This window comes from Actinomadura citrea (genome assembly GCF_013409045.1).
GTDB classification, from domain to species: domain Bacteria; phylum Actinomycetota; class Actinomycetes; order Streptosporangiales; family Streptosporangiaceae; genus Spirillospora; species Spirillospora citrea.
The window spans coordinates 4,666,988-4,692,482 of record NZ_JACCBT010000001.1 but is presented as its reverse complement, the minus strand read 5'-3'; the positions used below and the strand labels follow the sequence as shown (position 1 = coordinate 4,692,482).

24 protein-coding genes and 4 pseudogenes are annotated in these 25,495 nt (G+C 70.3%); 18 read left to right on the top strand and 10 right to left on the bottom strand.

The genetic code is table 11. The annotated features are described in order from the left end of the window. Positions 1-111: 111 nt before the first annotated feature. The gene (locus BJ999_RS21940; protein ID WP_179835032.1) at positions 112-873 is read right to left on the bottom strand and encodes a phosphatase PAP2 family protein; all 762 of its coding nucleotides are present in this window, start codon (positions 871-873) and stop codon (positions 112-114) included. Between the two features lie 111 nt (positions 874-984). Further along, entirely contained in the window at positions 985-1,665 is a 681-nt protein-coding gene (locus tag BJ999_RS21935; RefSeq protein ID WP_229810639.1) for a DedA family protein, read from the bottom strand. Between the two features lie 232 nt (positions 1,666-1,897). Between BJ999_RS21935 and BJ999_RS21930 the strand changes: the two genes are divergently transcribed. The 3 genes from BJ999_RS21930 (at position 1,898) to BJ999_RS21920 (ending at position 5,598) form a co-directional block, all read left to right on the top strand. Continuing rightward, positions 1,898-2,536, top strand: coding sequence for an HAD family hydrolase (locus tag BJ999_RS21930; RefSeq protein WP_179835031.1), 639 nt, complete (start codon positions 1,898-1,900; stop codon positions 2,534-2,536). A 108-nt stretch (positions 2,537-2,644) separates the two neighbouring features. After that, the gene (locus BJ999_RS21925) at positions 2,645-3,127 is read left to right on the top strand and encodes a helix-turn-helix transcriptional regulator (RefSeq protein ID WP_179835030.1); all 483 of its coding nucleotides are present in this window, start codon (positions 2,645-2,647) and stop codon (positions 3,125-3,127) included. An 80-nt stretch (positions 3,128-3,207) separates the two neighbouring features. Beyond that, the gene (locus tag BJ999_RS21920) at positions 3,208-5,598 is read left to right on the top strand and encodes an ATP-binding cassette domain-containing protein (RefSeq protein WP_179835029.1); all 2,391 of its coding nucleotides are present in this window, start codon (positions 3,208-3,210) and stop codon (positions 5,596-5,598) included. 69 nt (positions 5,599-5,667) lie between these two features. On the opposite strand, the gene BJ999_RS21915 is transcribed toward BJ999_RS21920, so the two are convergent. Beyond that, positions 5,668-6,738: a tyrosine-type recombinase/integrase gene (locus BJ999_RS21915; protein ID WP_179835028.1), complete on the bottom strand. Its 1,071-nt coding sequence runs from the start codon at positions 6,736-6,738 to the stop codon at positions 5,668-5,670. Positions 6,739-6,876: 138 nt separating this feature from the next. Between BJ999_RS21915 and BJ999_RS44050 the strand changes: the two are divergent. The 4 genes and pseudogenes from BJ999_RS44050 to BJ999_RS44040 all read left to right on the top strand — a co-directional run. Further along, positions 6,877-7,056 (top strand): annotated as a pseudogene (locus tag BJ999_RS44050) (DUF4158 domain-containing protein); the annotation flags it as partial. Positions 7,057-7,066: 10 nt separating this feature from the next. Beyond that, complete coding sequence (locus BJ999_RS41395) at positions 7,067-7,741, top strand: DUF4158 domain-containing protein (protein ID WP_244984340.1); 675 nt, start codon at positions 7,067-7,069, stop codon at positions 7,739-7,741. Positions 7,742-7,743: 2 nt separating this feature from the next. Further along, positions 7,744-9,126 (top strand): annotated as a pseudogene (locus tag BJ999_RS44045) (Tn3 family transposase); the annotation flags it as partial. After that, a pseudogene (locus BJ999_RS44040) lies at positions 9,011-9,842 on the top strand (Tn3 family transposase); the annotation flags it as partial. The pseudogenes BJ999_RS44045 and BJ999_RS44040, both read left to right, overlap by 116 nt. 254 nt (positions 9,843-10,096) lie before the next feature. Here BJ999_RS44040 and BJ999_RS44035 read toward each other — a convergent pair. The 5 genes from BJ999_RS44035 to BJ999_RS21890 all read right to left on the bottom strand — a co-directional run bounded on the left by BJ999_RS44035 (position 10,097) and on the right by BJ999_RS21890 (position 14,263). Next, complete coding sequence (locus BJ999_RS44035; protein ID WP_373292874.1) at positions 10,097-10,255, bottom strand: ClpX C4-type zinc finger protein; 159 nt, start codon at positions 10,253-10,255, stop codon at positions 10,097-10,099. A 76-nt stretch (positions 10,256-10,331) separates the two neighbouring features. After that, positions 10,332-10,691: a helix-hairpin-helix domain-containing protein gene (locus tag BJ999_RS41380; protein ID WP_218935170.1), complete on the bottom strand. Its 360-nt coding sequence runs from the start codon at positions 10,689-10,691 to the stop codon at positions 10,332-10,334. Further along, entirely contained in the window at positions 10,688-11,575 is an 888-nt protein-coding gene (locus BJ999_RS21900) for an LLM class flavin-dependent oxidoreductase (protein WP_179835026.1), read from the bottom strand. The genes BJ999_RS41380 and BJ999_RS21900 overlap by 4 nt, the downstream gene beginning before the upstream one ends. Positions 11,576-11,727: 152 nt before the next feature. Further along, on the bottom strand, positions 11,728-13,071 hold the full coding sequence (locus BJ999_RS21895; RefSeq protein WP_179835025.1) for an FAD-binding oxidoreductase: 1,344 nt from the start codon (positions 13,069-13,071) through the stop codon (positions 11,728-11,730). Positions 13,072-13,396: 325 nt separating this feature from the next. Next, positions 13,397-14,263 (bottom strand): haloalkane dehalogenase, encoded by an 867-nt coding sequence (locus tag BJ999_RS21890; RefSeq protein ID WP_179835024.1) that lies wholly within the window; start codon positions 14,261-14,263, stop codon positions 13,397-13,399. 137 nt (positions 14,264-14,400) lie between these two features. Between BJ999_RS21890 and BJ999_RS21885 the strand changes: the two genes are divergently transcribed. From BJ999_RS21885 to BJ999_RS21870, 4 genes and pseudogenes are all read left to right on the top strand, one after another. Then, positions 14,401-15,255, top strand: a complete 855-nt coding sequence (locus BJ999_RS21885; RefSeq protein ID WP_229810638.1) for a MarR family winged helix-turn-helix transcriptional regulator — start codon at positions 14,401-14,403, stop codon at positions 15,253-15,255. A gap of 84 nt (positions 15,256-15,339) precedes the next feature. Further along, positions 15,340-15,864: pseudogene (locus BJ999_RS21880) on the top strand (recombinase family protein); the annotation flags it as partial. A 73-nt stretch (positions 15,865-15,937) separates the two neighbouring features. Continuing rightward, entirely contained in the window at positions 15,938-16,396 is a 459-nt protein-coding gene (locus BJ999_RS21875) for a hypothetical protein (RefSeq protein ID WP_179835022.1), read from the top strand. 36 nt (positions 16,397-16,432) lie between these two features. After that, complete coding sequence (locus BJ999_RS21870) at positions 16,433-17,137, top strand: DUF72 domain-containing protein (protein WP_179835021.1); 705 nt, start codon at positions 16,433-16,435, stop codon at positions 17,135-17,137. On the opposite strand, the gene BJ999_RS21865 is transcribed toward BJ999_RS21870, so the two are convergent. After that, positions 17,127-18,209 carry a serine hydrolase domain-containing protein gene (locus BJ999_RS21865; protein WP_179835020.1) on the bottom strand — a complete coding sequence of 361 codons (1,083 nt, stop codon included), beginning with the start codon at positions 18,207-18,209 and terminating at the stop codon, positions 17,127-17,129. The genes BJ999_RS21870 and BJ999_RS21865 overlap by 11 nt on opposite strands. A gap of 6 nt (positions 18,210-18,215) precedes the next feature. Beyond that, positions 18,216-18,737: a pyridoxamine 5'-phosphate oxidase family protein gene (locus BJ999_RS21860; RefSeq protein WP_179835019.1), complete on the bottom strand. Its 522-nt coding sequence runs from the start codon at positions 18,735-18,737 to the stop codon at positions 18,216-18,218. A gap of 311 nt (positions 18,738-19,048) precedes the next feature. Here BJ999_RS21860 and BJ999_RS21855 point away from each other — a divergent pair, with 311 nt between their 5' ends. The 7 genes from BJ999_RS21855 (at position 19,049) to BJ999_RS21825 (ending at position 25,492) form a co-directional block, all read left to right on the top strand. Further along, positions 19,049-19,486, top strand: coding sequence for a nuclear transport factor 2 family protein (locus BJ999_RS21855; protein ID WP_179835018.1), 438 nt, complete (start codon positions 19,049-19,051; stop codon positions 19,484-19,486). A gap of 50 nt (positions 19,487-19,536) precedes the next feature. Next, positions 19,537-20,061 (top strand): GNAT family N-acetyltransferase, encoded by a 525-nt coding sequence (locus tag BJ999_RS21850; RefSeq protein WP_179835017.1) that lies wholly within the window; start codon positions 19,537-19,539, stop codon positions 20,059-20,061. A 152-nt stretch (positions 20,062-20,213) separates the two neighbouring features. Then, positions 20,214-21,458, top strand: a complete 1,245-nt coding sequence (locus BJ999_RS43665) for a cytochrome P450 (protein WP_179835016.1) — start codon at positions 20,214-20,216, stop codon at positions 21,456-21,458. Positions 21,459-21,497: 39 nt separating this feature from the next. Next, positions 21,498-22,070, top strand: coding sequence for a TIGR03086 family metal-binding protein (locus BJ999_RS21840; protein WP_179835015.1), 573 nt, complete (start codon positions 21,498-21,500; stop codon positions 22,068-22,070). Positions 22,071-22,270: 200 nt separating this feature from the next. Further along, positions 22,271-23,362: an MFS transporter gene (locus BJ999_RS21835; protein ID WP_179835014.1), complete on the top strand. Its 1,092-nt coding sequence runs from the start codon at positions 22,271-22,273 to the stop codon at positions 23,360-23,362. Positions 23,363-23,478: 116 nt separating this feature from the next. Then, positions 23,479-24,735 (top strand): cytochrome ubiquinol oxidase subunit I, encoded by a 1,257-nt coding sequence (locus BJ999_RS21830; RefSeq protein WP_308427288.1) that lies wholly within the window; start codon positions 23,479-23,481, stop codon positions 24,733-24,735. A 13-nt stretch (positions 24,736-24,748) separates the two neighbouring features. After that, complete coding sequence (locus BJ999_RS21825; protein WP_179835013.1) at positions 24,749-25,492, top strand: cytochrome d ubiquinol oxidase subunit II; 744 nt, start codon at positions 24,749-24,751, stop codon at positions 25,490-25,492. The last annotated feature ends 3 nt before the right edge of the window (positions 25,493-25,495 follow it).

Below are 25,495 nucleotides of genomic sequence, written 5' to 3'. Positions count from 1 at the left end.
AACCCGGCATCCACCCGACCCGGCAACGGCGCATGCGAACGGGCCGCCCCAGGCGGCGCCGAAGCACCACCCGAGACGGCCCGTGAAACCCTGCCCCGGCCCGACGACCGGCTAGCGGAGCGGACCCCGACGCGGCGGCACGCCGCCCATCACGTCCGGCATCGTCACCGACGCGTCGTCCACCGGGGCGACCGCGCCCGCCATCGGCGCCATCGCGGCCCGCGGCCGCGGCGACCCCAGCGGCACCTCGAGACCCGGCCCCCGCGCCGCCAACGGACCCGCCCCCAGCAGCACCGCACCCGCCGCCACGCCCCGCAGCGCCTCCACCAGCGGCCGCGCCGCCAGCACCAGCACCAGCGCCGCCGTCGGCGCCACCACCACGCCCACCAGGAACCCCGCCGCCACATCATGCGGGTAGTGCACGCCCACGAACACCCGCGAGAACGCCATCAGCGCAGCCAGCGGCAGCACCAGCGGCGCCATCGCCCGCCACGCCACCACGATCGCCGCCGCCGACGCCGCCGCGATCGTCGCGTGGTTGCTCGGGAACGACCAGTCGCCCTGCGCCGGGCACGCCGCGATGTGCACCGCACCCGCCACCGCGCGGCACGGCCGCTCCTCCTGGATGAAGCTCTTGGACACCTCGCTCACCAGATACGCCGACACCACCGCGAACGGCGCCGCCAGCGCCAGCCCCATCGCCCGCGCCTCCAGGCCCCGGGCCCGCCACCAGCCCACCACGAACAGCACCGCGAACAGCAGCAGCCCCGCGTCGGTGCCCACGTCCGCCGCCTCATGCACCCACGAGGGCGTGCCCTGCGCGAACTCGGTGATCTCCCGGTACAGATCGGCGCTGAAATCCGGCGCTCCCATGCTCTCCCTCACGCTCGCAGCGGCCCCGTGCCCGTCATCTGTCAGACACCGAAAAACCCGCTGATGTTCACCTACCGGCCACAGGAGGACAACCCTTTCACCTTAGGGGGATCACTCGCCGGGCATTGGCCCCACTCGTGCGGCCGGCCTCCGCTCGCCCAGCCCCGGCTCCGACCGCTCCGGCCCGGCGTCCACGGCCCCGCGCCGCCGCCGCGCGAACCGCACGGCCTCCACCGCCCCCGTCACCCCCAAGGCCAACCCGAGCCCGACCGCCACGCCCTTCAGCGGATCGTCCTCGAACGCCACCCCGCCCACATACCCCAGCAACGCCCCGTACAAGGCCCACGACACCGCCGCCACCGCCGCGAACAGCGAGAACGACCGCAGCCGGTACCCGACCGCCCCCATCGTCAACGTCACCGCCGTCCGCCCGCCCGGCACGTACCGCGCCACCACCAGGATCATCCCGCCCCGCTCCGCCATCGTCCGCCGCGCCCACCCGAACGCCGCATGCCGCCGCGTCCCCGGCCGCGCCCCCCGCACCAGCCGCCCACCCGCCCGGCGCCCCACCAAGTACGACACATGGTCACCCAGGAACGCGCCCGCCGCCGCCAGCACCACCACCGGCGCCAACTCCGGCTGCCCCGACGCCGCGTACACCCCCGCAGTGATCACCATGCTCTCGCTCGGCACCACCGGGAAGAACCCGTCGATCGCCGCCACCGCGAACAGCACCAGATAGAACCACGGCGACGTCACCGCCGTGTCCACCACGCCCATGAGTCCGTCCATGGGCACGACGCTAAGGAAGCACCACCACCCGGCGGATCCCGCATAAGACCCCGTTCACCCCCGACTTTCGGCAGGGGAGCAGCCCGCCCCCTCAAGAACCAAGGACGACCCCGCCCTCACCACAAAGAACGACCCCCACCCCACGCGACCTCCCACCCGACCACGCCCGGCAACGACCACGCCCGGAAAACGATTCGCGTCCCGGCGCCGCCTCCACCACACTTCACACCCTGTGGGACACCTGCACATCTTCGACATGGACGGCACCCTGCTGACCGGCACCACCGCCAACCTCGAAATCGCCCGCCACCTCGGCACCCTCCCCGAACTGCACGACCTCGAAGCCCGCTTCGCCGCCGGCACCCTCGACACCCGCGGCTTCTCCACCGAGATCCACCGCCTGTGGCGCCACCTCACCCCCGCCCTCGTCGCCACCGCCTACCGCGCCGCCACCTGGCTCACCCGCATCACCGACGTCTGCGCCGACATCCGCGCCCGCGGCGAACACTCCGCCGTCATCACCATGTCGCCCGACTTCTTCGCCCACCACCTCCTCGACCACGGCTTCGACGACGTCGTCGCCTCCCGCTTCCCCCCGATGCCCTTCACCGGCACCCTCGACCCCACCGGAATCCTCACCCCCGACGACAAGGTCCGCATCACCGACGACCTCCTCGCCCGCCACCGCCTCACCACCGACCAGTGCACCGCCTACGGCGACTCCATGTCCGACGCCCCCCTGTTCCGCCACCTCACCAACACCGTCGCCGTCAACGCCGACCACCACCTCGCCGGCATCGCCGCCCTCGACTACCGCGGCACCGACCTCCACGCCGCCTACACCCTCGCCCGCACCCTCCGCCCCGCCTGACCGCGCCGCGCCTGCCCGCCCCGCAAGCCCGCTGACCTGGGGGAGCAGGGCGACCAGACCCGGCCCCGGCGCACGCCCCACCCCGCCCCCCATGGCACGATCACCCACGTGACCAGCACACCCGCCGACCCCCACCACCTGCGCGACCTCGCGCTGCTGCGCCGCGTCCGCGACCGCATCGACCGCGAGTACGCCCAGCCCCTGGACGTCGAGGCACTGGCACGCGGCGCGAACATCTCGGCCGGCCACCTCAGCCGCCAGTTCCGCCAGGCCTACGGAGAATCGCCCTACTCCTACCTGATGACACGCCGCATCGAACGAGCGATGGCCCTGCTGCGCCGCGGCGACCTCAGCGTCACCGACGTGTGCTTCGCCGTCGGCTGCTCCTCCCTGGGCACCTTCACCACCCGATTCACCGAACTCGTCGGCATGCCCCCCGGCGCCTACCGCCGCCAAGCCGCCGACGCCGCAGCCGACGCCGGACCCACCTCCTCCGGCACCGCCGCCGGCGTACCGTCCTGCCTGGAAAAACAGGTCACCAGACCGATCAGGAATCGAGAAGCCCCCACCCCGACCCCGCCCCTAACCTGACACCCATCAGCACCACACCCGCACCACCGATCGGGTAGACAGGTGCCACCGCCACGCCCCACACAGGGAGACACGACACGATGAGCATGGCCACGAGCACGGACGCACACCCGCCCGCGCCCCACGCCGCCGACAGCCACGACCTGATCCGCGTGCACGGCGCACGCGTGAACAACCTCAAGGACGTCGACGTCACGCTCCCCAAGCGCCGCCTCACCGTGTTCACCGGCGTCTCCGGCTCCGGCAAGAGCTCCCTGGTCTTCGGCACCATCGCCGCCGAATCCCAACGCATGATCAACGAGACCTACAGCGCCTTCATCCAGGGCTTCATGCCCACCCTCGCCCGCCCCGACGTCGACGTCCTCGAAGGCCTCACCACCGCCATCATCGTCGACCAGCAGCGCATGGGCGGCGACACCCGCTCCACCGTCGGCACCGCCACCGACGCCAACGCCATGCTCCGCATCCTGTTCAGCCGCCTCGGCGAACCCCGCATCGGCTCACCCCAGGCCTTCTCCTTCAACGTCGCCTCCATCAGCGGCGCCGGCGCCGTCGCCTTCGAACGCGCCGGCAAGACCGTCAAAGAACGCCGCAGCTTCAGCGTCACCGGCGGCATGTGCCCCCACTGCGAAGGCACCGGCTCCACCAACGACTTCGACCTGACCGCCCTCTACGACGACACCCTCTCCCTCAACCAGGGCGCCCTCACCGTCCCCGGCCACAGCATGGACGGCTGGTACGGCCGCATCTTCCGCGGCTGCGGCTTGTTCGACCCCGACAAGCCCATCCGCGACTACACCCCCACCGAACTCCACGACCTCCTCCACAAGGAACCCACCAAGGTCAAGGTCGAAGGCGTCAACGTCACCTACGAAGGCCTCATCCCCAAAATCCAAAAATCGGTCCTCACCAAGGACCGCGCCTCGATGCAACCCCACATCCGCGCCTTCGTCGACCGCGCCGTCACCTCCGCCCCCTGCCCCGACTGCGACGGCACCCGCCTCAGCGACACCGCCCGCTCATCGAAGATCAACGGCATCAGCATCGCCGACGCCTGCGCCATGCAGATCAGCGACCTGGCCACCTGGGTCCGCGCCCTCGACGAACCCTCCGTCGCCCCACTCCTCAAAGCCCTCGGCGACACCCTCGACTCCTTCGTCGAGATCGGCCTCGGCTACCTCTCCCTCGACCGCCCCTCCGGCACCCTGTCCGGCGGCGAGGCACAACGCACCAAGATGATCCGCCACCTCGGCTCATCCCTCACCGACGTCACCTACGTCTTCGACGAACCCACCATGGGCCTGCACCCCCACGACGTCCAGCGCATGAACGACCTCCTCCTGCGCCTGCGCGACAAGGGCAACACCGTCCTGGTCGTCGAACACGAACCCGAGACCATCGCCATCGCCGACCACGTCGTCGACCTCGGCCCCGCCGCCGGCACCGCGGGCGGCACCATCTGCTTCGAAGGCACCGTCGACGGCCTGCGCACCAGCGGCACCATCACCGGCCGCCACTACGACGACCGCACCCCCCTCAAGACCGACCTCCGAACCCCCACCGGCACCCTGCAGATCCGCGGCGCCAACACCCACAACCTCCACGACGTCGACGTCGACATCCCCCTCGGAGTCCTCGTCGCCGTCACCGGCGTCGCCGGCTCCGGCAAGAGCTCCCTCATCCACAGCTCCATCCCCAAAGGCGCCGGCGTCGTCTCCATCGACCAAAGCCCCATCCGCGGCTCACGACGCAGCAACCCCGCCACCTACACCGGACTCCTCGACCCCATCCGCAAGGCCTTCGCCAAGGCCAACGGCGTCAAACCCGGACTGTTCAGCGCCAACTCCGAAGGCGCATGCCCCAACTGCAACGGCGCAGGCGTCATCTACACCGACCTCGCCATGATGGCCGGCGTCGCCACCACCTGCGAGGAATGCGAAGGCCGACGCTTCCAAGCCGACGTCCTCGACTACACCCTCGGCGGCAAGAACATCAGCGACGTCCTCACCATGCCCGTCGACCAAGCCGAACAGTTCTTCGCCACCGGCGACGCCCGCACCCCCGCCGCCCACCGCATCCTGCGCCGCCTCGCCGACGTCGGCCTCGGCTACCTCACCCTCGGCCAACCCCTCACCACCCTGTCCGGCGGCGAACGCCAACGCCTCAAACTCGCCACCCACATGGCCGAGGACGGCGGCGTCTACGTCCTCGACGAACCCACCGCCGGCCTCCACCTCGCCGACGTCGAACACCTCCTCGGCCTCCTCGACCGCCTCGTCGACTCCGGCAAATCCGTCATCGTCATCGAACACCACCAGGCCGTCATGGCCCACGCCGACTGGATCATCGACCTCGGCCCCGGCGCCGGCCACGACGGAGGCCGCATCGTCTTCGAAGGCACCCCCGCCGACCTCGCCGCCGCCCGCTCCACCCTCACCGGCCAACACCTCGCCGCCTACATCGAAAACTGACCCCCGCACACCACGGCCGCGCAGGAACACCACCCCTGCGCGGCCGACTCACGCACCCCCAACGCCGCATCAACCACCCCGCCGGCCCTCCACCGGACCCAGCAGCGGATGCACCCGCATCGCCGCCTCCAACTCACCCGGAAGCTCATCGCGATACCGACCCAGCGTCGACAGATCCGCATGCCCCAGCACCCGCCGCACCGCGTCCATGTCCGTCGCCGCCGCCAAAAGATGCGTCGCCGTCGTATGCCGCAACCCATGCGGCGTCACACTCCGCCGCCGCCCCGCATCCACCCGCTCCAACACCCGATCGATCACCCCCTGCACATCACCCCGCGCCAACCGCCGCCCCCGCCACGACAACAGCAACGCCTTCGGCTCCCGCCCCCGATCCAGCAACCCCCGCCCCTGCGCCAGATACGCGTCCAGCACCTCCGCCACCGGACGGGGGAGCGGCACATCCCGCGTCCGCCCGCCCTTACCGAAGATCCGCCAATACCGCGTCCCCCCGTTGACGAAGAAATCCTCCACATTCGCCGACGTCAACTCCGACACCCGCGGCCCCACCGCCGCCAGCAACAACACGATCAACCCGTCCCGCAACTCCGTCCGCTGATCCGGACGCCGCCGCACCACACCAGCCCCCGCATCCGGCGCATCCGCCAGACCACGCGCCGCCCCCAGCAACCCCTCCGCCTGCTCCACCGTCAACGCACGCCGCTCCGCCCGCAACCCACCCCGCTGCTTCGGCCGCACCGTCACCGCCTGCATCGGATTCAACTGCACCCACCCCGCCACCACCGCATGCCGGAAGAACGCCGACACCGAACGCCGGAACCGCGCCTGCGACGCCCCACTCTGCGACGGCGCACCCCCCGCCCCCACAGGCCGCGCCCCCCGGCGCCGCCGCTCATCAGGCTTACGCGCGAACCTGAGCAGAACCTCATCGACGTCCTCGCCCGTCAGATCGTCCAGCACCCGGTCCTCACCCGCCAGCGCCCCGAACGTCACCACGTCCCGCACATACACCTCCGCCGACGCAGGCGCCAGCGCACCCGTCGACGCCTTCGCACGCACCATCTCCGCATAGCGATCCACACACTCGGCCACGGACACACGCTGAACATCGGCAGGACGCACCCGCCGGACGCTACCCCCCACCACCGACAGAACCCCCGTAAGAGGGGGACAGCCGGAATACGCCGGAAGGGATCGCGGCCTGACGGTTGATCGTTAGGGTGATCGGCGTCCGGGTTGTCGCCGGTCCTGGGGTTGTGGGTGACCTCGATCGATCGGACCGCGTTTCCGGGGTTTGCGCGGGTGTTGTCGGCGCGGGAGTTGGCGGAGGCGTTCACGCCGACGGGTGCCGAGGTGGAGTGGGCGCGGTCGTGCACGGATGATGAGCATCATCTGCTGGCGCTGGTGGTGTGGTTGAAGTCCTACCAGCGGCTGGGGGTACTTCCCGAAGCTGGCCGAGGTCCCAGCGGCGGTGGCGGGTCATGTGCGTCAGGTGCTCGGGCTGGCCGACGACGAGGTGGCGTTGCGGCAGGCGGCTTCGGCGTCGGCCAAGCGGCACCGTGCGCTGGTGCGCAAGCGGCTGGGGGTGGCCTATGAGGCGGCCCGGGTCCGGCAGGTGGCCGAGGCCGCGATCCGTCGGGCGGTGCAGTCCAAGGACAACCCGGCCGACCTGATCAACGTGGCGTTGGAGAAGCTGGTCCGCGAACGGTGCGAGCTGCCGGGCTACACCACCTTGGACGCGATGGCCGCCTCGATCCGCGCGGAGGTCAACACCGGGTTCTTCGCGATGGTCGCCGGGCGGCTGGACCGGTCGGCCAGGGCGCGGCTGGCGCGGCTGCTGGTGGTGGATCCGGTGAGTCGGCGTAGCGAGTTCGACCGGCTGAAGGACGTGGCCAAGGCGGCATCGCTGGGCAAGTTCAAGCAGCGCTCGGCGCTGCTGGCCGACCTGGATGCGATCGGTCCGACCGGAGTGTGGCTGCAGGACGTGCCGGCCGGGAAGGTCGCGCACTTCGCCGGGCAGGCACGGGTCACCGACGCCGCCGACATGCGCAAGGTCGGCGCCGACAAGCAGTTGACGTTGCTGGCGTGCACACGGTCGCGAGCGGGGTCCGCGACGACGTGGTGACGATGTTCTGCAAGCGGATCGCGGCAATCCACAAGAGGGGCCGCGACCACCTGGAGGCGCTGCGCGAGGCGCACCGCGCCGAGTCCGAGCGGCTGCTGGGAGTGTTCGGCGAGGTGCTGACGGCGGCCCGGGAAGCGGGCGCCGGGACAGGCGCCGGTACAGCGGTGCCGGACGGAGTGGGCGCGGCGGCGGTGCCGGGGGCGCGGGTCGATGAGCGGCAGGCCGCCGAGCACGCCGGGCGGCTGGTGCTCAAGACGCTGGAGCAGGCGGGCGGGGTGGAGGCGTTGACGGCCGCGCACGAGGCGGTGTCGGCGCACCACGGCAACAACTACTTCCCGCTGCTGGACCAGCACTACCGCTCGCACCGCTCAGCGCTGTTCACCCTGGTGGAGGCGGTGGAGCTGGAGGCCACCAGCGCTGACCGCAGCGTGCTGGACGCGGTGGAGTTCCTGACCGCGCTGCGCGGCGCCAAGGCCGCGCTGGTGCCCGAGCAGTTCGTGGTGCAGCGGCCGGGGCCGGATGGGAAGCCGGTTGCGGTGACGTTGTCGATCGACGTCGACGCCTTCACCTCCCTGCAGTGGCGCAAGACCGTCCGGGACCCTGCGCGGCCGGGGATGCTGGTGCGCCGCCACCTGGAGGTGTGCGTGTTCACCTACCTGGCGGCCGAGCTGCGCTCTGGTGACATCGCGGTGGCCGGGTCGGACTCCTACGCCAACCTGCACGACCAGCTCATGTCGTGGGAGGAGTGCCGGCCGCTGGTGCCCGCGTTCTGCGCGCAGGCCGGGATCCCCGCCGAGGCGTCCGCGTTGACCCGGCATTACCGCGACGAGCTCGCCGCCGTCGCCGCGGCGGTGGACGCCGGCTATCCGGGCAACACCGATCTGCTGCTGGAGGGCGGCAGTCCGGTGCTGCGCCGCCGCAAGGGCGCCGAGCGGCGACCCTCGGCGCAGCAGCTGGAGGCGGCGATCCATGACCGGCTGCCGCAGCGGGCGCTGCTGGACATCCTCACCCGCACCGCCTACCTGCTGAGATGGCATCGCCACTTCGGTCCCGCGTCCGGATCGGATCCCAAGATCCGGGGAGACGTGATGGGCCGGTATGTGCTGACCGCGTTCGCGCACGGCACCCTGCTGGGGCCGACGCAGGTCGACGCGCACATGCGCGGGCAGGTCAGTGTGCACGAACTGTCGCTGGCGGGCAACAAGCACACCACCGCGTCCAAGATCGACGCGGCGTCGGTCGACGTCATCGACCACTTCAACCGGCTGGATGTCGCCTCGGTGTGGGGGGACGGCAAGTCGGCGGCGGCCGACGGCACCCAGATCGACACCTGCGAGGACAACCTGCTGGCCGAGACTTCCATCCGGTACGGCGGGTACGGCGGGATCGCCTACCCGGCACGTGTCCAACACCTACATCGCGCTGTTCTCCCACTTCATCCCGTGCGGGGTGTGGGAGGCGGTCTACATCATCGAAAGGCTGCTGAAGAACGCCTCGGAGATCCAGCCCGACACCATCCACGCCGACACCCAAGGCCAGTCCCTGCCGGTCTTCGGCCTCGGCGCCCTTTGGGCTTCGACCTGCTGCCCCGCATCCGCAACTGGCACGACCTGGTGTTCTTCCGGCCCACCGAGACCGTCCGCTACAGCCACATCGACACCCTGTTCGGCGAGGCGGCGGTGGACTGGAAGCTGATCGAGACGCACTGGAGCGACCTGCTGCGCACCGCGTCTCCATCCGGGAGAACAAGCTGTCGTCGGTGACGCTGCTGCGCCGGCTGGGCAACCATTCGCGCAAGAACCGCTTGTACCGGGCCTTCCGCGAGCTCGGCCGCGCGATCCGCACCATCACCCTGCTGCGCTATCTGTCCGAGTCGGAGCTGCGCGAGCAGATCACCGCCATCACCAACCGCACCGAGGCCTTCCACGGATTCGCCGACTGGCTGATGTTCGGCGGCAAGCTCATCGGCCACAACGACCCTGACCACCAGGAGAAGGTGGTGAAGTTCAACGAGCTGATCGCCAACTGCGTCATCTACTCCAACGCCTGCGACATCACCGAGGCCGCCAACGCCCTGGCCGCCGAGGGCCACCCCGTCGACACCGACGACCTGGCCACCGTCTCGCCCTACATCTCCCACACCATCCGCCGATTCGGCAGCTGGACCCTCAACCGCGCCCCACCCGACCAGACCCCACCACCCGCCTGGACCTGGAACCCCGCGTGCTGTTCGGTACACCGCCCACCTGATTGGGGCTTGATACTGGTGCCTTACCACCATCGGCCGTTGCGATGCGGATGGTGTCAGGTGGGGTCGTTGACCAGCGGATCTCGATGTGACGTGTGGCGCAGGTGTCATCCGGTGCGGAGCCTTCGGGGTTGGGCGCGGAGGATTTCGATGGCGGTGTGGGCGCAGCTGCCGCAGATCCAGACACCGGGTCCGGCGACGAGTGGGCCAAGGTCCTTGCAGCCGCAGAAGGAACAGGCACGGTCGGTGGTCTTGGAGCGGCCGATGCGGCGGTGCCGTCGCTGAACCGGCTGGATCCATTCCTCGAGTTCCTTCCTGATCCGGGCGACGTCTACCCCGAGGTCATTGAGGACGCGGTGGGCCGAGCACCGGAGTCGGTTGCCAGGCAGAACAGGACGTGCTCGGACCGGAACTGGGACTGGCCGCGCCGGGCGGCCAGTCGGCGGGCTTGGGTGATGGATTGTTCGGCTTCGCCGTCGCCGACTGGTCCACGGCGGACATGATGGTGTCGAGCAGGCACGGGTCCAGGGCCTCACCGCAGGCGGCCGACATCTGCTCGTACACTTCGATCGGGTCCCTGCCCGTCAGCTGTGCGCTGCGGGTGATCCCGACGCGGGCGAAGTAGCCGGCTACCGCCCGGCCAACGTTGACCAGATCGGTGAGGTCGGCCCCGGCCAAATCTTTCCGGTCGTGGGAGTTCACGGCGCCGCCTCCTTGGCCGGTGTCCGGAGCGTCTGGTCGAGGGCATCGGCGAGCAGGCCGATCTGCCGGGGATCGCCCGAGCAGGGCAGCAGTACCAGGTCGTCGGCGCCCGCCGCGGTCAGGCGGTCGATCTCCAGGCGTAGCCGGTCGGGGCCGGTCAGCAGGTCGGGCTGGATGTGAGGAAGGTAGTCGGGGCCGTAGTAGTGCGCCACGTAGGCTTCGGCGGTCTGGGCCGCGCCGGGTCCCAGGCAGAAGTAGCGCTCGACGATGATGCGCGGCCGTCCGGGTCGTGCGGCCCGGGTCCATTCCTGGTGGACGGCCTCGACGCCCTGTTCCAGGGTTCGCAGGCCGAAGGACGGGGCCACCCAACCGTCGGACAGGCGGGCGGCTCGAGCGAACCCGGCGGGTACCAGACCGGCCAGGAGCAGTCCGGGACGGCCTTCAGAGAGGGCGGGGACCGGGCCGGATGCTCCAGTCGTCTCCCCGCGCCACACGGCGCCCATCGCCGCGAGGCCCGCCTCGAACGCGGCGCCGCGCCGGGTCGCCGGTACATCGCTGGCGGCGTAATCCTCGGGCCAACCGCCCATGCCCAGGCCCACGGTCAGCCGTCCGGCGCACAGCCGCTCCAGCGAGCCGATCTGCTTGGCCAGCAGCACGGGGTTGCCCTGGTAACCGGTGTTGAGGACAGTGGTCATCAGCTCGATGCGCTCAGTTCGGACCGCCGCGGCGGCCAGCGCGACGAGCGGGTCCAGGTTGTCGTACACCAGCCGGTCGATCACCCCCAGGGAGGCGAAGCCGCGCTCCTCGCTTTCAGCGGCCCAGCGCCCGATGACCGTGGCGTCCGTGTCCGGCACGGCGGCGGGCAGCCCGATTCCGATCCGCAAGACTTCCTCCCGTGACTGTGGTCGTGTGCAGGTTGGGATGAGGTGCCGTACGGACCGGCGGCGCCACTGTCAAGGACACCGGCATGGCCCCGCACCGCGTCGGAGCGAGGCCCTGACCTGAACGGCCGGGGCGCGCGGATACGGCCGCGCCGTCATGTCGACGCCTCTTTCGGGGGGATGTTGAAGTTGATCCGGAAGACGTTGCCGGGGTCGTAGACGGCTTTGAGCTCGGTCAGGCGGGTGTAGTCGCCGGGCCGGTAGGCGGTGCGGACGATGGCCGGGTCGGTGTCCTCCACACCGGCGAAGTTGATGTTGGTGCCACCGGTGCTCCAGGGGCGCAGGTCCGCCAGGAACCGGTCGCGCGCCTCCCGGTTCCCGGGGGCGGGCGTCACGCCGGTGAAGAGGGAGAACGCCGCGTCCCTGCCGCCGACGCAGTTGGGGATCTCGGGCGGGCGGGCGTAGGCGCCGCCGAAATGCCGCAGCTCGGTGATGAACGGCGGCTGCGCGTCCGGTCCTGCGTGGGCCAGGAGCGTGTCGACCGCGTCCTTGCCGATCTCGTGCAGGAGCACGTTGCGGTCATAGGCCACGTAGGGGGCATCGGTGGGCTCGTGGTGGATGGTGCCGACCTCGGCGTAGGGCATGTCCCGCAGCGTGTCCATCAAGGTAGGACCGATCTCCCGCAGCGGCCGCACCAGATCCTCTCCGCCTTCGGCGCCGCTGAAGGCGATCCGTACATGCGTGACGAACCTGCCGCGCAACGGCGCCGGCACGCCGGGCAGGTCCGGGTTCTGTGCCAGCAGCACTGAGGAGGCCATGTGCTCCGGTAGCGAACGGGTCCATTCGGCGTAGGCGTGCAGGACGTCGCCGGTGGCATCGGCGGGGAAGTAGAGGCCGCCGCCGTACAGCCGCGACACCGGGAACAGCTCGATCTCCATGCCGACGACGACGCCGAAGTTGTCCTTGCCGCCGCGCACCGCCCAGAACAGATCGGGGTCGCTCCCAGGGCCGGCCTCGCGCAGACGGCCGTCGGCGGTGACCACGCGCAGCCGCCGTACGTGATCGGCGGCAAAGCCGAAGCGGCGGCCGAGCAGGCCCGCGCCACCGCCGGTCGTGTACCCGACCGCGCCCACGTTGGGGCTGGAGCCGTTGAGCGGCGCCAGGCCGTGCGGGGCGGCCCGCTCCACGACCTGCCGCCACCGCGTCCCTGCCTCCACCCAGGCGGACCTGGCCTGCGGGTTCACCTCGACACCGTTCAGCCGCCCGGTGTTGATCAGCACGGCGCCGTCCGCAGCCACCGACGGGCTGTGGCCGGTGGCCATCACGCCGACAGCCCGGCCCTGCGCCACCGCCATCCGCACGGCGGCGACTACGTCCTGCTCACCGGCCACGCCGACCACGCACGCCGGACGCGATTCCACAGCCCGGTTGAGCCCCACCCGCTCCTGGTCATACGCATGCTCACCAGGTCGAAAGATCTGGTCTGGAGATAGGTTCATGCAGGTCAACGTATCCACGCAATGGACGGCGGTCTTGTAGGAACCGGACACCATGCGCCCGGCGAAGTCACCGACCCCGCGATCCGCACCGCCCGAAACGGGGGTCGACCAGCATCGGAACGAAAAGTCGCGTTAGCGGGCCTGGTGGCGTCGGCATAGCGCGGATGGTCGTTCCGATCCGGGTGTGCGCTCAGGAGGGGTGGTCTGTGACCAGTTCGATCTCGATGGCCAGGACTCCCAGCGCTTCCTTCTCCGGGCCGTAGATACGGCGGATGTTGGCGAGCTGCTGGTCGTGTTGGTGGCGTTGCAGCTGCGCCGGGTCGGCTCAGATGAGGTGATGGCGGTTCAGCCAGCCGGCGATGGCCTGGCCGATGGCGTGGGGCTGGTCCTCGGGGGCCTGGTGGCCGGCGGGTCCGATCCCTTCGATTTCGAGTGCGGCGATGTTCTGGCGGGCCCAGTCCACGATCTCGGGGGAGGCGATACCGACACCCTCCTCGACCGTGAGGAGAAGTTTGGGCACCTCGGGGCTGCCGGCGAGCCATTCGCCGTAGGCGTCCATGCGCTCGGCCACATCGGCCGGTTCGCGGTCGTAGGGAATCTCGCGAGGCCACTGGAGCAGTGGAAGGCGCGACGCGGGGTCGGTGTAGGGCGCGCGGTAGACGTCGTGGTCCTCTGGGCTGAGGCCTGTCTTGATGGCGAACGGGTGGGGCAGGGCGAACTCGATGGCGGCATTCTCCTCCAGCAGTAGCCGCTCGCCGAGCCCGGGGGTGCGCAGCGCCTTGGAATGGTCGATCACGTCCTGCGGCAGCTCCGCCCACATCTGCGGCCGCAGGAACGTCTCCAGGACGGCGACGCCGCGCACCTGGTCGGGGTGGCGTGCGGCACGGTCCATGGCCAGTGCGCCGCCCCAATCGTGACCGACCAGGACGGCCTCCTTCAGCTCCATGGCTTCGAACCACGCGTCCAGGTAGCGGGCGTGGTCGGCGAAGCGGTAACCGATGTCGGGCTTTCCGGAGGCGCCCATCCCGATCAGATCAGGGGCCAGGACCTTGGCCCGATCGGCGACGTGCGGGATGACGTTGCGCCAGATGTAGGACGAGGTGGGGCTGCCGTGCAGGAACACCACGGGCGACTCCCCCTGCCCGGTCTCTGTGTAGGCGAGGTGGGAGTCGAGGACGGCGGCAGTGTGCATGATCGTGGACCTCTCGCTGGTTCGGCACCTGGAATCTAAATCTGCACTCCTCCAACTGTCAACATCCCAACTAATGCTGACGCAACCGTCACCAAGAGAAGCATCGGCTGCTAACATCAAGCCCGGAGGTGAGGCTCGTGCCCGACCAGGCGGGAAACGTCGTCGACGACGAATCCGGCCCGCTGCATGCGACCACCGGTCACCTGATGCGCCGCGCGTTCACGACCGTCACCGCTCACGCCGTGCAGGACGGCCCCCGAGCGCGCGAGTTCGTGGTGCTCGACATCCTCGCCGACGCGGACGCCCCCTCCCAGCAGGACCTCGCCCACCGACTCGGCATCAACCGCACGATCATGGTCAGGCTGCTCGATCGGCTCCAAGAGGCGGGCTATATCGTCCGCACCCGCAACCCAGCCAATCGCCGCACCTACATGCTGTCGCTGACCGAGGCGGGCCGTACCGCCCTGGACGACATGCGCCAAGCCGTCGCCGACAGCGACGCCCGGGTCACCGCCGCGCTCACCGACCTCGAACGGCGGCGCCTCACCGCGCTGTTGACGATGCTCGTCGCCGACGACGGGTCATCCGCCATCCACAGCGTCGAGCACCTGATAGCTCAAGCCCACTACCGCCTGCGCCGTCTTGGGGATCATCGGCTCGCCGCGCACGGCCTGCGCACCCGCCACTTCGCCTTGCTGCCCGCGCTGGAACGGCTCGCCCCCTGCCCGCAAGAGCAACTGGCCCGATACCTGCACATGACCGAGCCCGCCACCGCATCGCTCGTCGAGGAGCTGGTCCAGGCCGGCATCGTGGCCCGCGGCCAGGACCCGCACGACCGGCGCCGCTACGCCCTCCAGCTCACCGACCTCGGCCGCGCCCGCATTCCGGTAGTGCGTGAAGCCCTGGAGAGCATGGAACGCGACATCGACGACGTCCTCGGCCCGGACCGCGCGCAGGAACTTCGCGCCCTTCTCACCAAGCTCTTGCCGTAAGCAGATCGACACACCCCGCCCCATCTCGCAGCAGTAGGGCCAGCGTCGCCGGCGGGCGGCTGCCTTCAGGACGTCGTCGTCCAGACCGAGCAGCTGCTCGCGCTCAGCGTCCCGGCCGACCGGATCTACATCGACCGGGGCTTCTCCGGGACCACCCGCCGCAACCGCGCCGGGCTGGACCAGGCCCTGGCCGCGGTGTGGCCGGACAGCGTGTTCACCGTCACCAAGTTCGACCGGTTCGCCCGCAACATGGCCGAGGCCAACCAGATCCTCACCGACCTGTCCGACCGAGGCGTGCTGTTCGGGCTCGGCGGATCGGTCTACGACTGGAACGACCCGTTCGGCCGGCTGTTCCTGCAGACCCTGGCGATGGTCGCCGAGTTCGAGGCCAACCTCGGGCACCTGCGCACCCGCGAGGGCATGGCGCTGGCCCGCAGGAACGGCAAGCTCAAAGGCAAGCAGCCCAAACTCCCCGAGCCGGCGCGGCGGTCCATCCGCCGCCGCTACGCCGAAGGCGAGGTGTCGCTCGCCGACCTGGCCACCGAGTACAGCGTCGGCCGCTCCACCATCCACCGCATCATCCACGGCCCGCCGACCGAGCCACGCTGACGATCAACCAGCTACAACGCCGGTCCGTGATCCCTTTCCGGCGTATTCCGGCCGCCCCCCTAAGATCGACAACATGGGGGAGCGGGCACTGTTCGACCAGATCGGCGAGATCATCCGCGGATCCACCCCACCCCGCCTCGGCCACCCCCACATCCACGTCCGCCACAACGGCGTCAAAGCCTGGTTCGGCGACCCCGCACCCCAACGCGAGCACTACGAAGCCCAGATCATCCCCGCCGCACTCACCCCCGGCGCCCACCACCACGCCATCGAGATCGGCTTCCACGCCGAACACCCCGCCGAACCCGACAACCAGGCCGCCCTCACCCACCTGCTCACCACCGAACCCACCTGGCGCGCCGACCTCGGCGACGAACCCCGCACCGGCGCCTTCCTCGGCCGCACCACCTGGCGCCGCATCTCCGAAACCTGGCCCGACGCCGACCTCACCGGCCCCGACATCCCCTTCGAGATCGGCGTCCGCCTCGTCGACTACATCCGCGCCCTGGAACCCCACCGCAAACGGGTATGACCACCCGCACGCGTCCACCGGACAGGGGAGGGGCCCGTGCTCATCGGCACATCGGGATGGCAGTACGCCGACTGGCGCGACGTCCTGTACCCGCCAGGCCTCGCCCAACGGAACTGGCTCCGGCACTACGCCGACACCTTCACCACCGTCGAGAACAACAACGCCTTCTACCGCCTCCCCGCCCACGAGACCTTCGAGTTGTGGCGCGACAACACCCCGCCCGGCTTCGTCATGGCGGTCAAGGCCAGCCGCTACCTCACCCACATGAAACGCCTCAAGGACCCGGCAGAGCCGGTCGCGCGCCTCATGAACGCCGCCCACGGCCTGGGGGACAGGCTCGGCCCCCTCCTGCTCCAGCTCCCGCCCACCCTGCAGGCCGACACCGACCGCCTCACCGAGTGCCTGCACCGGTTCCCGGACGGCACCCGCGTCGCCGTCGAACCCCGCCACCCGTCCTGGTGGACGGACGACACCCGCCGCGTCCTGGAACACCACGAAGCGGCCCTGTGCTGGACCGACCGACTCGGCGAGGCGCAGACACCCCTCTGGCGAACGGCCGACTGGCTCTACCTGCGCTTCCACGAGGGACCCGCCGAACCCTGGCCGGAGTACGACGACGAGACCCTCCGGCGCTGGGCCGACGAACTCGATGGGGCACAGGACGCCTACGTCTACTTCAACAACGACCCCGGCGGCGCCGCCGTCCGCAACGCCCTCCGCTTCACCGACCTCACGACCTGATCTCGGCCGCGATCAGGTCCGCGAGCCGCCGCGCGGTGTCGAAGTGGGGAGTGAGACGGGTCTTGGTCATCGCGAAGGAGACGCCGGAGGCGGTTTCGGCATAGACGTAGCTGCCGCCCCCACCGACCCAGCCGAACGCGGTAGGCGTCTCCTCCGGCCGAGTGCCGACGCGGCCGAGCGGATAGCCCAACCCCAGCCGTACATGGTTACCGAAGACCTGGTCAGTGCCCTCGAAGGCCACCGCCGTCAACTCCGCCAACTGGCGCGAATCGATGAGCCGACCATCCAGGACAGCGGCGTTCACCGCAGCGATTCCCCGCGCCGTGAACGTCCCGACGGACGGGACGTCCGCCTGCAGGATCTCGCGGCTGTTTCCCATGGCCGCGGTCGGCTGCAGCTCCCAGGGCGCGAGAACGGCACCATCGTCAGGTGGCGCGACCGGGGGAGGAGCGGCGTCTTCGAGCCGCGCCAGCCGGGCCAGCTCGGCGCGGGGAACACCGAAGTACAGGTCACCGGCGACCCCCAAGGGCATGGCGACCCACTCGTCCAAGAGCTGCCGCATCGGTTTGCCCGTGGCCCGACGCGCGACCTCGCCGACGAGGAAGCCGTAGGTGAACGAGTGATACCCCGTCTCGGCCCCGGGCCGCCATCGCGGTTCGGCGCCGGCGATCGCGCCGCACACCCGCGACCAGTCCGTCAGGTCGGCGGGACCGATGTCCCGAGGCATCGCCGGCACTCCGGCCGAGTGCGTGAGCACGTGTCGAAGAGTCGCAGTCGCCTTGCCGCGTGCACCGAACTCCGGCCAAAGGTCGGCCACCGGGGTGTCGTATCCGACGGCACCGGTCCCGACGAGCAGGTGAGCGATCAGCGACGTCATGACCTTGCCGGAAGAAAAGCTGAAGAACGGGGTCTCCTTGGTCGCAATGCGCCCGGTCTGGCCGTCGGCCACTCCGGCGACGGCATCGACGACAAGGGCACCGCGGTGGTAGCAGGCCACCTGCAACCCGGTTTCGGCCCCGCTCTCAACGAGTGCGTCGAGGACGCTCTGGATCTTCCGCTGCAGTGAGGGCATCGTCCGTCACCGGCTCGGCCACGTGTAGCGAGTCTGGCTGGACGCCGGCAACTTGCCGAAGGCGAATCCGACGGCCGGCGCGACTCGATAGAGCGTCACGTCGCCGGCGATGACGGCGTCGCCCAACCCGTACCAGGTACCCTCTGGGCTGGTCAGATGGGCGCCGTACTTCCGCTCGAAGTCCGCGGTGGCCTGCCGGCGTTCCGAGCGATCATCCACTACAGATGCGAGACCCTCGATGACGACGTCCACACCGGTCAAGGCATTCGTGCCCGTCGTCAGCACACATCGGGCATTGTGCTCGAGATTTCGCGCCTTGCGCTCCTGACCGCCCGTGGTGAAGCACAAGCCGCCCAGACTCCAGGCCGCCAGCAACGGCGTCACGTGCGGTCGCCCGTCAGGCCGCACCGTGGAAAGCCAGAACACCTCCGCCTCACCGAGGACCGCGAACGCCGACGCCCACGGCGTCGCCTGCGCGCCTGGAGACGAGAACGGGCCCAGCTCGGTAGCCGGTTCACGGTCGACCATGTCACACCCTCAATTCGACGAGGCGTCCTCAGCCGTCCTGATGATGACCAGAACCCGCCGACAAACTCATCGGTCCGCGCGCGACGACGTGGTCGGCATGGCTCGACGCACTCCGCAGCAGTGGTTCGAGCGCATTTCTCAAACCAAACAGAATCCAGCTTCTGTCTGGTTTGTGCCTGAAAGGGCGGAATCTCGCGCGGAGTAGGGCCGGGTCCCGCTTTGATCCATTACCTGGGAGGTCATCGCCGCGGCAGGGAAGGCGCTGGCAAGGTTGCCCCGCCGAACCGACTGCACTTCGACGGAGGTCGACCATGTCCGGAACTGCTACGCCGACGAGCACGCGCGCCGTGGTGGAGGAGTTGCTGCGCCGGATCGGCGAGGGCGACCCCGAACGGATCGCCGCCCTGTACGCCGAGCACAGCGACTGGAAGCTCGACTGGCCCGAGGTCGAGCACGGCCGCGCCGCCACGCCCTGGATCCGGCACCGGTCCGGCCGCGCCGATGCCGCCGCGCACTATCGGCAGATCGCCGAGCACCACGTGCCGGAGAAGGTGGACACGCAGGTGGAGCGCATCCTGGTGGACGGCGATGACGCGGTGGTGCTGGGCGAGATCCGGCAGACGGCGCGGTCCACCGGGCGCGCCTACCGCGCCCGGTTCGCCCTGCACCTCACGGTCGAGAACGGCCTGGTCGTCCGGCACCACGTCTACGAGGACAGCCTCGCCGTCGCCCAGGCGTTCACGCCCTGACCGGGATCAATCCGGTTCCGTCGACGGCGACGTTGGGTCAGACTGGCCCGGTGGATGATCTCGCCCGGCCGCCGCGTCTGGTACCGCCCACAACGGCGGTGCGCGAGTCGTTCCTGACCGGGGAGAGGGCCGACCATCTGGCGACCGGCGACCCGACGGACTGGCTGGACGAGGCCCACCGCGACTTCGAGGCGTTCGCGGCGCGCCGGCGCGGCGTCCAGGAGCGTTGGGGCGTCCCGTCCACGACGTACTGGTATGTCTCGGGCGAGCACTACATCGGGACTCTCATCGTGCGGCATCGCCTGACGCCGGAGCTCGCGGAGGTCGGCGGGCACATCGGGTATCACGTCGTGCTCCCGTGGCGTCGGCGGGGCCACGCCACGCGGATGCTCGCGGCGGGGCTGGGCGAATGCCGCCGGCTCGGCCTGGAGCGCGTTCTGCTGACGTGCGCCGCCGGCAACGAGCCGTCCCGGAGGGTCATCATCGCGAACGGCGGCGTCCACGACGGCCGCGCCCGCGGCGAGGACCGCTTCTGGATCGACCTCGCCGCCGAACACGCATCCCGCACCGCGTGACCGCGCCCCCGCAGGCGCACCGATCGGAGTGGCCGATCGTCCGCGATTCTGATGGCAGCTGGTGAATTATTGACATTGCTGCGGCTATCTGCTGATGTTTTTTACGCCGCTGGACAACTTGATCGGACGGCTCAGTTCTGGAAGGACCGCGAGTGGCCCTCACGCCCCAGACCGCCTGCCCGCGTTTCCCGTTCGACCCACCCGACGATCCGCTTGGCCTGGCCGCAACCCACATGCAGCTCCAGGCGCACGGGCCGGTGTCCAAGGTGGCTCTGCCGCTGGGCCAGGCGGACGCCGAGGCATGGCTGGTCACTGGTCACGCCGAAGCTGTGCGCGTCTACAGGGACACCGACACCTTCGTGCGGGGCTCCGCCGATGGCATCTCGCCGTTCATGAAGGCCGCCCCGATCATCATCACCCTGGACGGTGAGGAGCACCGGCGCATCCGCGGCCTGGTCAAGGCCGCGTTCACCCCGTCCAAGGTACGCAGGCTGCGGCCCGAGATCGAGAACGCTGTGGCGGACCGACTCAGCGCGATGCTCGCCAGTGGGGAGCCGGCGGACCTTTCCGAGGATTTCGCTCTGCCATTGACGCTCGGCGTCATCGGCCACCAGTTCGGCATCCCAGAGGCCGACTACGAGCGGTTCCGGGCATGGAACGAGGCCATAGTCTCCGTCGCCCCGGACGCCCATCACACGGCCCCGGCAGCCATGGAGGCCATGGTCGGGTACATGGTGGCGCTCATGCGGCGGCGTCTCCGAGATCCGGGCGAGGACCTGGTGTCGGTCGTGGCCGCCAATGCCCAGGCAGCCGGTGTCGACGAGGCCTCGGCCGGGCTGCTGGCGGCGAGCGTGGTCACAGGCGGATGGGAGAGCACGGCTGGCGCCCTGGTCTGCGCCACGCATCGCCTTCTGACGACCGCCGATGGTCCGAACGGCAGCTCGCTGTACTCCCGGCTGGTGGCTGAACCGGTCCTCATCCCGACCGCTGTGGAGGAGATGCTGCGGATCGTCCCAAACGGAGTTCTCGGCGCTACCCAGCCCCGACGCGCGACCTGCGACACCGAGCTCGGCGGCGTACAGATCCGCGCCGGCGACCTCGTCATCCCGTCGCCTGACGCGGCCGCCTACGATTCGGCTGCTTTCGCCGCCCCGGAGACGATCGACCTAGCGCGTACCCCGAACCCGCACCTGGCGTTCGGGAACGGTCCTCACATCTGCATCGGTGCGCCGCTGGGCCGCCTCGAGCTCCAGATCGCCTTCGAGTTGCTCACCGAGCGGCTGCCCACCTTGCGGCCTGCGGTGCCGGCCAGCGAATTGGAGTGGCGGTGGGATGCCGGGTTCGTTCGGCGCCCTGCGGCGTACCCAGTCGCCTGGAGCCCCGTTTCTGCGACGTAGACGCTTGGTCGATAATGAGCATTATGTTAAGTAGAGGTGATGGAGATGGTGCCGGGCCGGTTCGTTCGCGCGTTGGACGTCTTCGAGGCCGTGCTCGCCGCGACGCCTGCGGGCCGGTGGCTCTCCCCCTCGCCGTGCGAGGGCTGGGTGGCGGTCGATTTGGCCGGGCATGTGACGGCCGGGCTGCTGGTGGTCGAGATGCGGGCCGCCGGACGTCCGCTGCCTGAGGACGATCCGGACTGGCGCGAGGTCGCCGGCGCGGACCCGGTGGCGTCCTGGCGGCTGGTGCGGGCGCGGATGACGGCCGAGTTGACCCCCGAGGCGTTGGCTCGTCCGGTGCGGCTGGCTCTCGGCCTGGAGATGACGCTGAGCGAGTGGCTGGAGGGTTATCCGCTGGAGCTGCTCGTCCACGCGTGGGATCTGGCGCAGGCCACCGGGCAGTCGGTCGTCTTCGCCGCCGATCTGGTCGGTCCCGCGCTGGCGACCGCTCGGCGGATGGCGCCCGGTGGTCGTGAGGCGGGCATGCTCGGCCCGGAGGTCGCCGTGCCCGACGGCGCCGACGACCAGGCGCGCCTGCTGGCGCTCTTCGGCCGCTCCCCCGCGGGTGTGTGAGGCAGCCGGCGATGATTACGGAGAGTAACGTTCTGCGAAGTTGTCGGGGCCTCTCCCCCGTCGATTTCCTGGTGCGCGGGCGGGTCTGTGCCGGTTAGGGTGCAGGCATGCGCCAACGACATTGATCTTCACCTGAGGCGGGGCTCGCGCGGAGGCTGTACGGCTACGCGTTCCTCGAGGACTTCGTTCTTCTGTACCCGGTGTACGCGGTGCTGTTCGCTGAGACCGGGCTCTCCCCCGCCGCCGTCTCGTCGTTGTTCGTGATCTGGTCGGTCACGACGTTCGCGCTGGAGCTGCCGTCCGGTTTGTGGGCGGATGTGTTCTCGCGGCGGTTGCTGCTGGTGGCCGCTCCCCTGCTGGCGGGTGCGGGTTTCGGGCTGTGGGCCTTCTTCCCTTCGTATCCGGCGTTCGCGGCCGGGTTCGTGCTGTGGGGCGCGGGGTCGGCGCTTCGTTCGGGGACGATGCAGGCGCTGGTGTACGAGGAGTTGGAGCGGGTGGGGGCGCCGGGCGCCTATGCGCGGCTGGTCGGGCGTTCTGAGGCGGTGTCGCTGCTGGCGGTGGTGGCGGCGTCGGCCGTGGCGTCGCCGGTGGTGGCGGCGTGGGGGTACCGGGGGCTGGGTGCGGCGAGTGTGGCGGCTTGCGTGGGGTGTGCGGTGGCGGGGTGGTTCCTGCCGGAGTCCGGGGGCGTCGGTGAGGGCGCGGAGGAGCCGTCGTTCGGGTCGGTGGTGCGTCAGGGGTGGGCGCAGGTGCGGGGTGAGCCGGCGGTGCGGCGGGCGCTGGTCCTGGTGATGGTGCTGGAGGGTGTGACCGCGCTGGATGAGTATGTGCCGTTGCTCGTGCGGTCGACGGGTGTGGCGGCGTCGGCGGTGCCGTTGCTGGTGCTGGTGGTGACGGTGGGTGATGCGGTGGGTGGTTGGTCGGCGGGTCGGGGTGTGCGGTGGCTGGCACCGGTGCTGGGGGTGGGTGCGGTGTGCCTGGCGGTGGGGTCGCTGGGTGGTCGGCCGGGTGGGCTGGTGCTGGTGGCGGTGGCGTTCGGGGTGTTCCGGTGGGCGATGGCGGCGGCGGACGCGCGGTTGCAGGCGCGGGTGGGTGATGGGGCGCGGGCGACGGTGACGTCGGTGGCGGGGTTCGGGGCGGAGGCGGTGGCGGTGCTGGTGTTCGCGGGGTATGCGCTGGGGTCGCGGTGGGCGGGTGCGGGCGTGTTGGTGGGGGTGGCGGCGGTGCCGTACGTGGTGGTGGCCGTCGTGCTGGGGTTGGGGGCGTGGCGTGGCCGTGTACATCCGGAGGCGTAGGCGGCGGGTGGGCGGTACGCGAAAGGCGCATGGCGGTTGAACGCTCTCGCCGGATTCGTGGGCGGTGGGTGCGGGCCGAGGATCGTGGGGTCGTTGCGGATCGATTCTTGGAGCGTGTGCTGATGGGTGCGGATCCGCTGGATCTGGCGCGGGTGCAGTTCGCGTTGACGGCCGGCACGCATTTCCTGTTCGTGGCGCTGACGCTGGGGTTGGCGACGCTGGTGGCGTTGACGCAGACGCGGGCGACGGTGTCGGGCAGTGCGGTGCATGCGCGGATGGTGCGGTTCTGGGGGCAGTTGTATGTCATCAACTATGCGGTGGGGATCGTCACCGGGTTGGTGATGGAGTTCCAGTTCGGGTTGAACTGGTCGGGGCTGTCGCGGGTGACGGGGAACGTGTTCGGTGCGCCGCTGGCGCTGGAGACGATCGTGGCGTTCTTCGTGGAGTCGACGTTCCTGGGGTTGTGGATCTTCGGGTGGGATCGGCTGAACCGGTGGGTGCATCTGGCGCTGATCTGGGTGGTGACGCTGACGGCGTATCTGTCGGCGTATTTCGTGCTGGTGGCGAACGGGTGGCTGCAGCGTCCGGTGGGGTTCGTGATGGTGGACGGTGTGGCGCGGCTGGACGATGTGGGGGCGTTGCTGGCGAATCCGACGGCGTTGCTGGCGTTCTTCCATGTTCTGTTCGGGGGGTTGCTGACGGCGGGGTTCTTCATGGCGGGGGTGAGCGGTTTTCATCTGCTGCGGAGGACGGCGGAGGTGGAGTTCTTCCGGCGGTCGATGCGGATCGGGTTGCTGACGGTGATGGTGTCGGTGATGCCGGTGGTGGTGTTCGGCGGGATGCAGTTCCAGTACGCGCAGCCGACGAAGACGGGTGGGCACAAGGCGGCGGCCGCGGTGGCGGATTTCACGGCGCGGTTCGGGCCGGATGATTACCGGGCGCCGGTGCTGGCGGGGGTCGGTGAGGCGCTGATGATGACGATGTGGATGCTGATGCTGCTGGTGGCGGCGGTGGCGTTGGTGAAGTTTCCGTTCGGGCGGTGGCTGGTGCGGGGGCGGGTGTTCCACGTGCTGATGATCGCTGCGGTGCCGCTGCCGTATGTGGCGATGGTGGCGGGGTGGGTGTTCCGTGAGGTGGGGCGGCAGCCGTGGATGGTGTACGGGGTGCTGAAGACGCGGGACGCGCTGTCGCCGGGTGTGGGGGCGGGGACGATCACGGTGTCGTTCGTGGCGTTCTCGGTGCTGTTCGCGGTGCTGTTCGGGGTGAACGCGTGGCTGCTGGCGCGGTTCGCGCGGCGGGGTCCGGAGGGGGCGGGGTTGGGTGCCTCTCCCCCGGTGGAGCCGGCCGCGCCGGTGATGAGCCCGACGTTCTGACAGGAGTCTGGTGATGGATTCTCTCGCGGTGGTGTTGCTGGCGGTGTTCTCGGCCGGGTATCTGGTGCTGGCGGGCGCCGATGTCGGGGTGGGGATGCTGCTGCCGTGGCTGGGGCGGGACCAGCGGGAGCGGCGGTTGGTGATCGCGTCGTTCGCGCCGTTCTTCCTGGGCAACGAGGTGTGGTTGGTGGCGGCGGCGGGTCTGGTGGCGGGTGCGTTCCCGGGGCTGGAGCACGGGTTGCTGGAGGAGTTGTATCCGCTGTTCGCGGTGCTGCTGTTCGGGTGGGTCGTGCGGGACATGGGGTTGTGGCTGCGGGGGCGGGTGGACGCGGCGGTGTGGCGTGGTGTGTGGGACGCGGCGATCGTGGCGGGGAGTTGGGCGCTGGCGTTGGCGTGGGGTTCGGTGCTGGGTTCGGTGCTGGCCGGTGGCGGGCTGGGGGTGGGGAGCGTTGCGGGGTTGCCGTTGGCGGTGCTGTTCGCTTGGCATGGGGCGGGGTTCGTTCGGTGGCGGTTGCCGGTGGGGTTGGCGGAGCGTGCGGGGCGGGTTCCGTCCCGGTACGGGTTGTCGGCGCTGGTGATGGCGGGTGCGCCGGTGGTGGCCGGGGTGCAGGTGGAGTGGTCGGAGGTCGTGGCCGAGGGTGCGGGGCTGACGATGACGGTGGTGGTGACGGTGGTGGTGCTGCCGTTGCTGTTGGCGTCGCAGGCGCTGGTGTGGTGGACGTTCCGGGGGCGTGTGGAGTCGCCCTCGTACTTGTAGGCG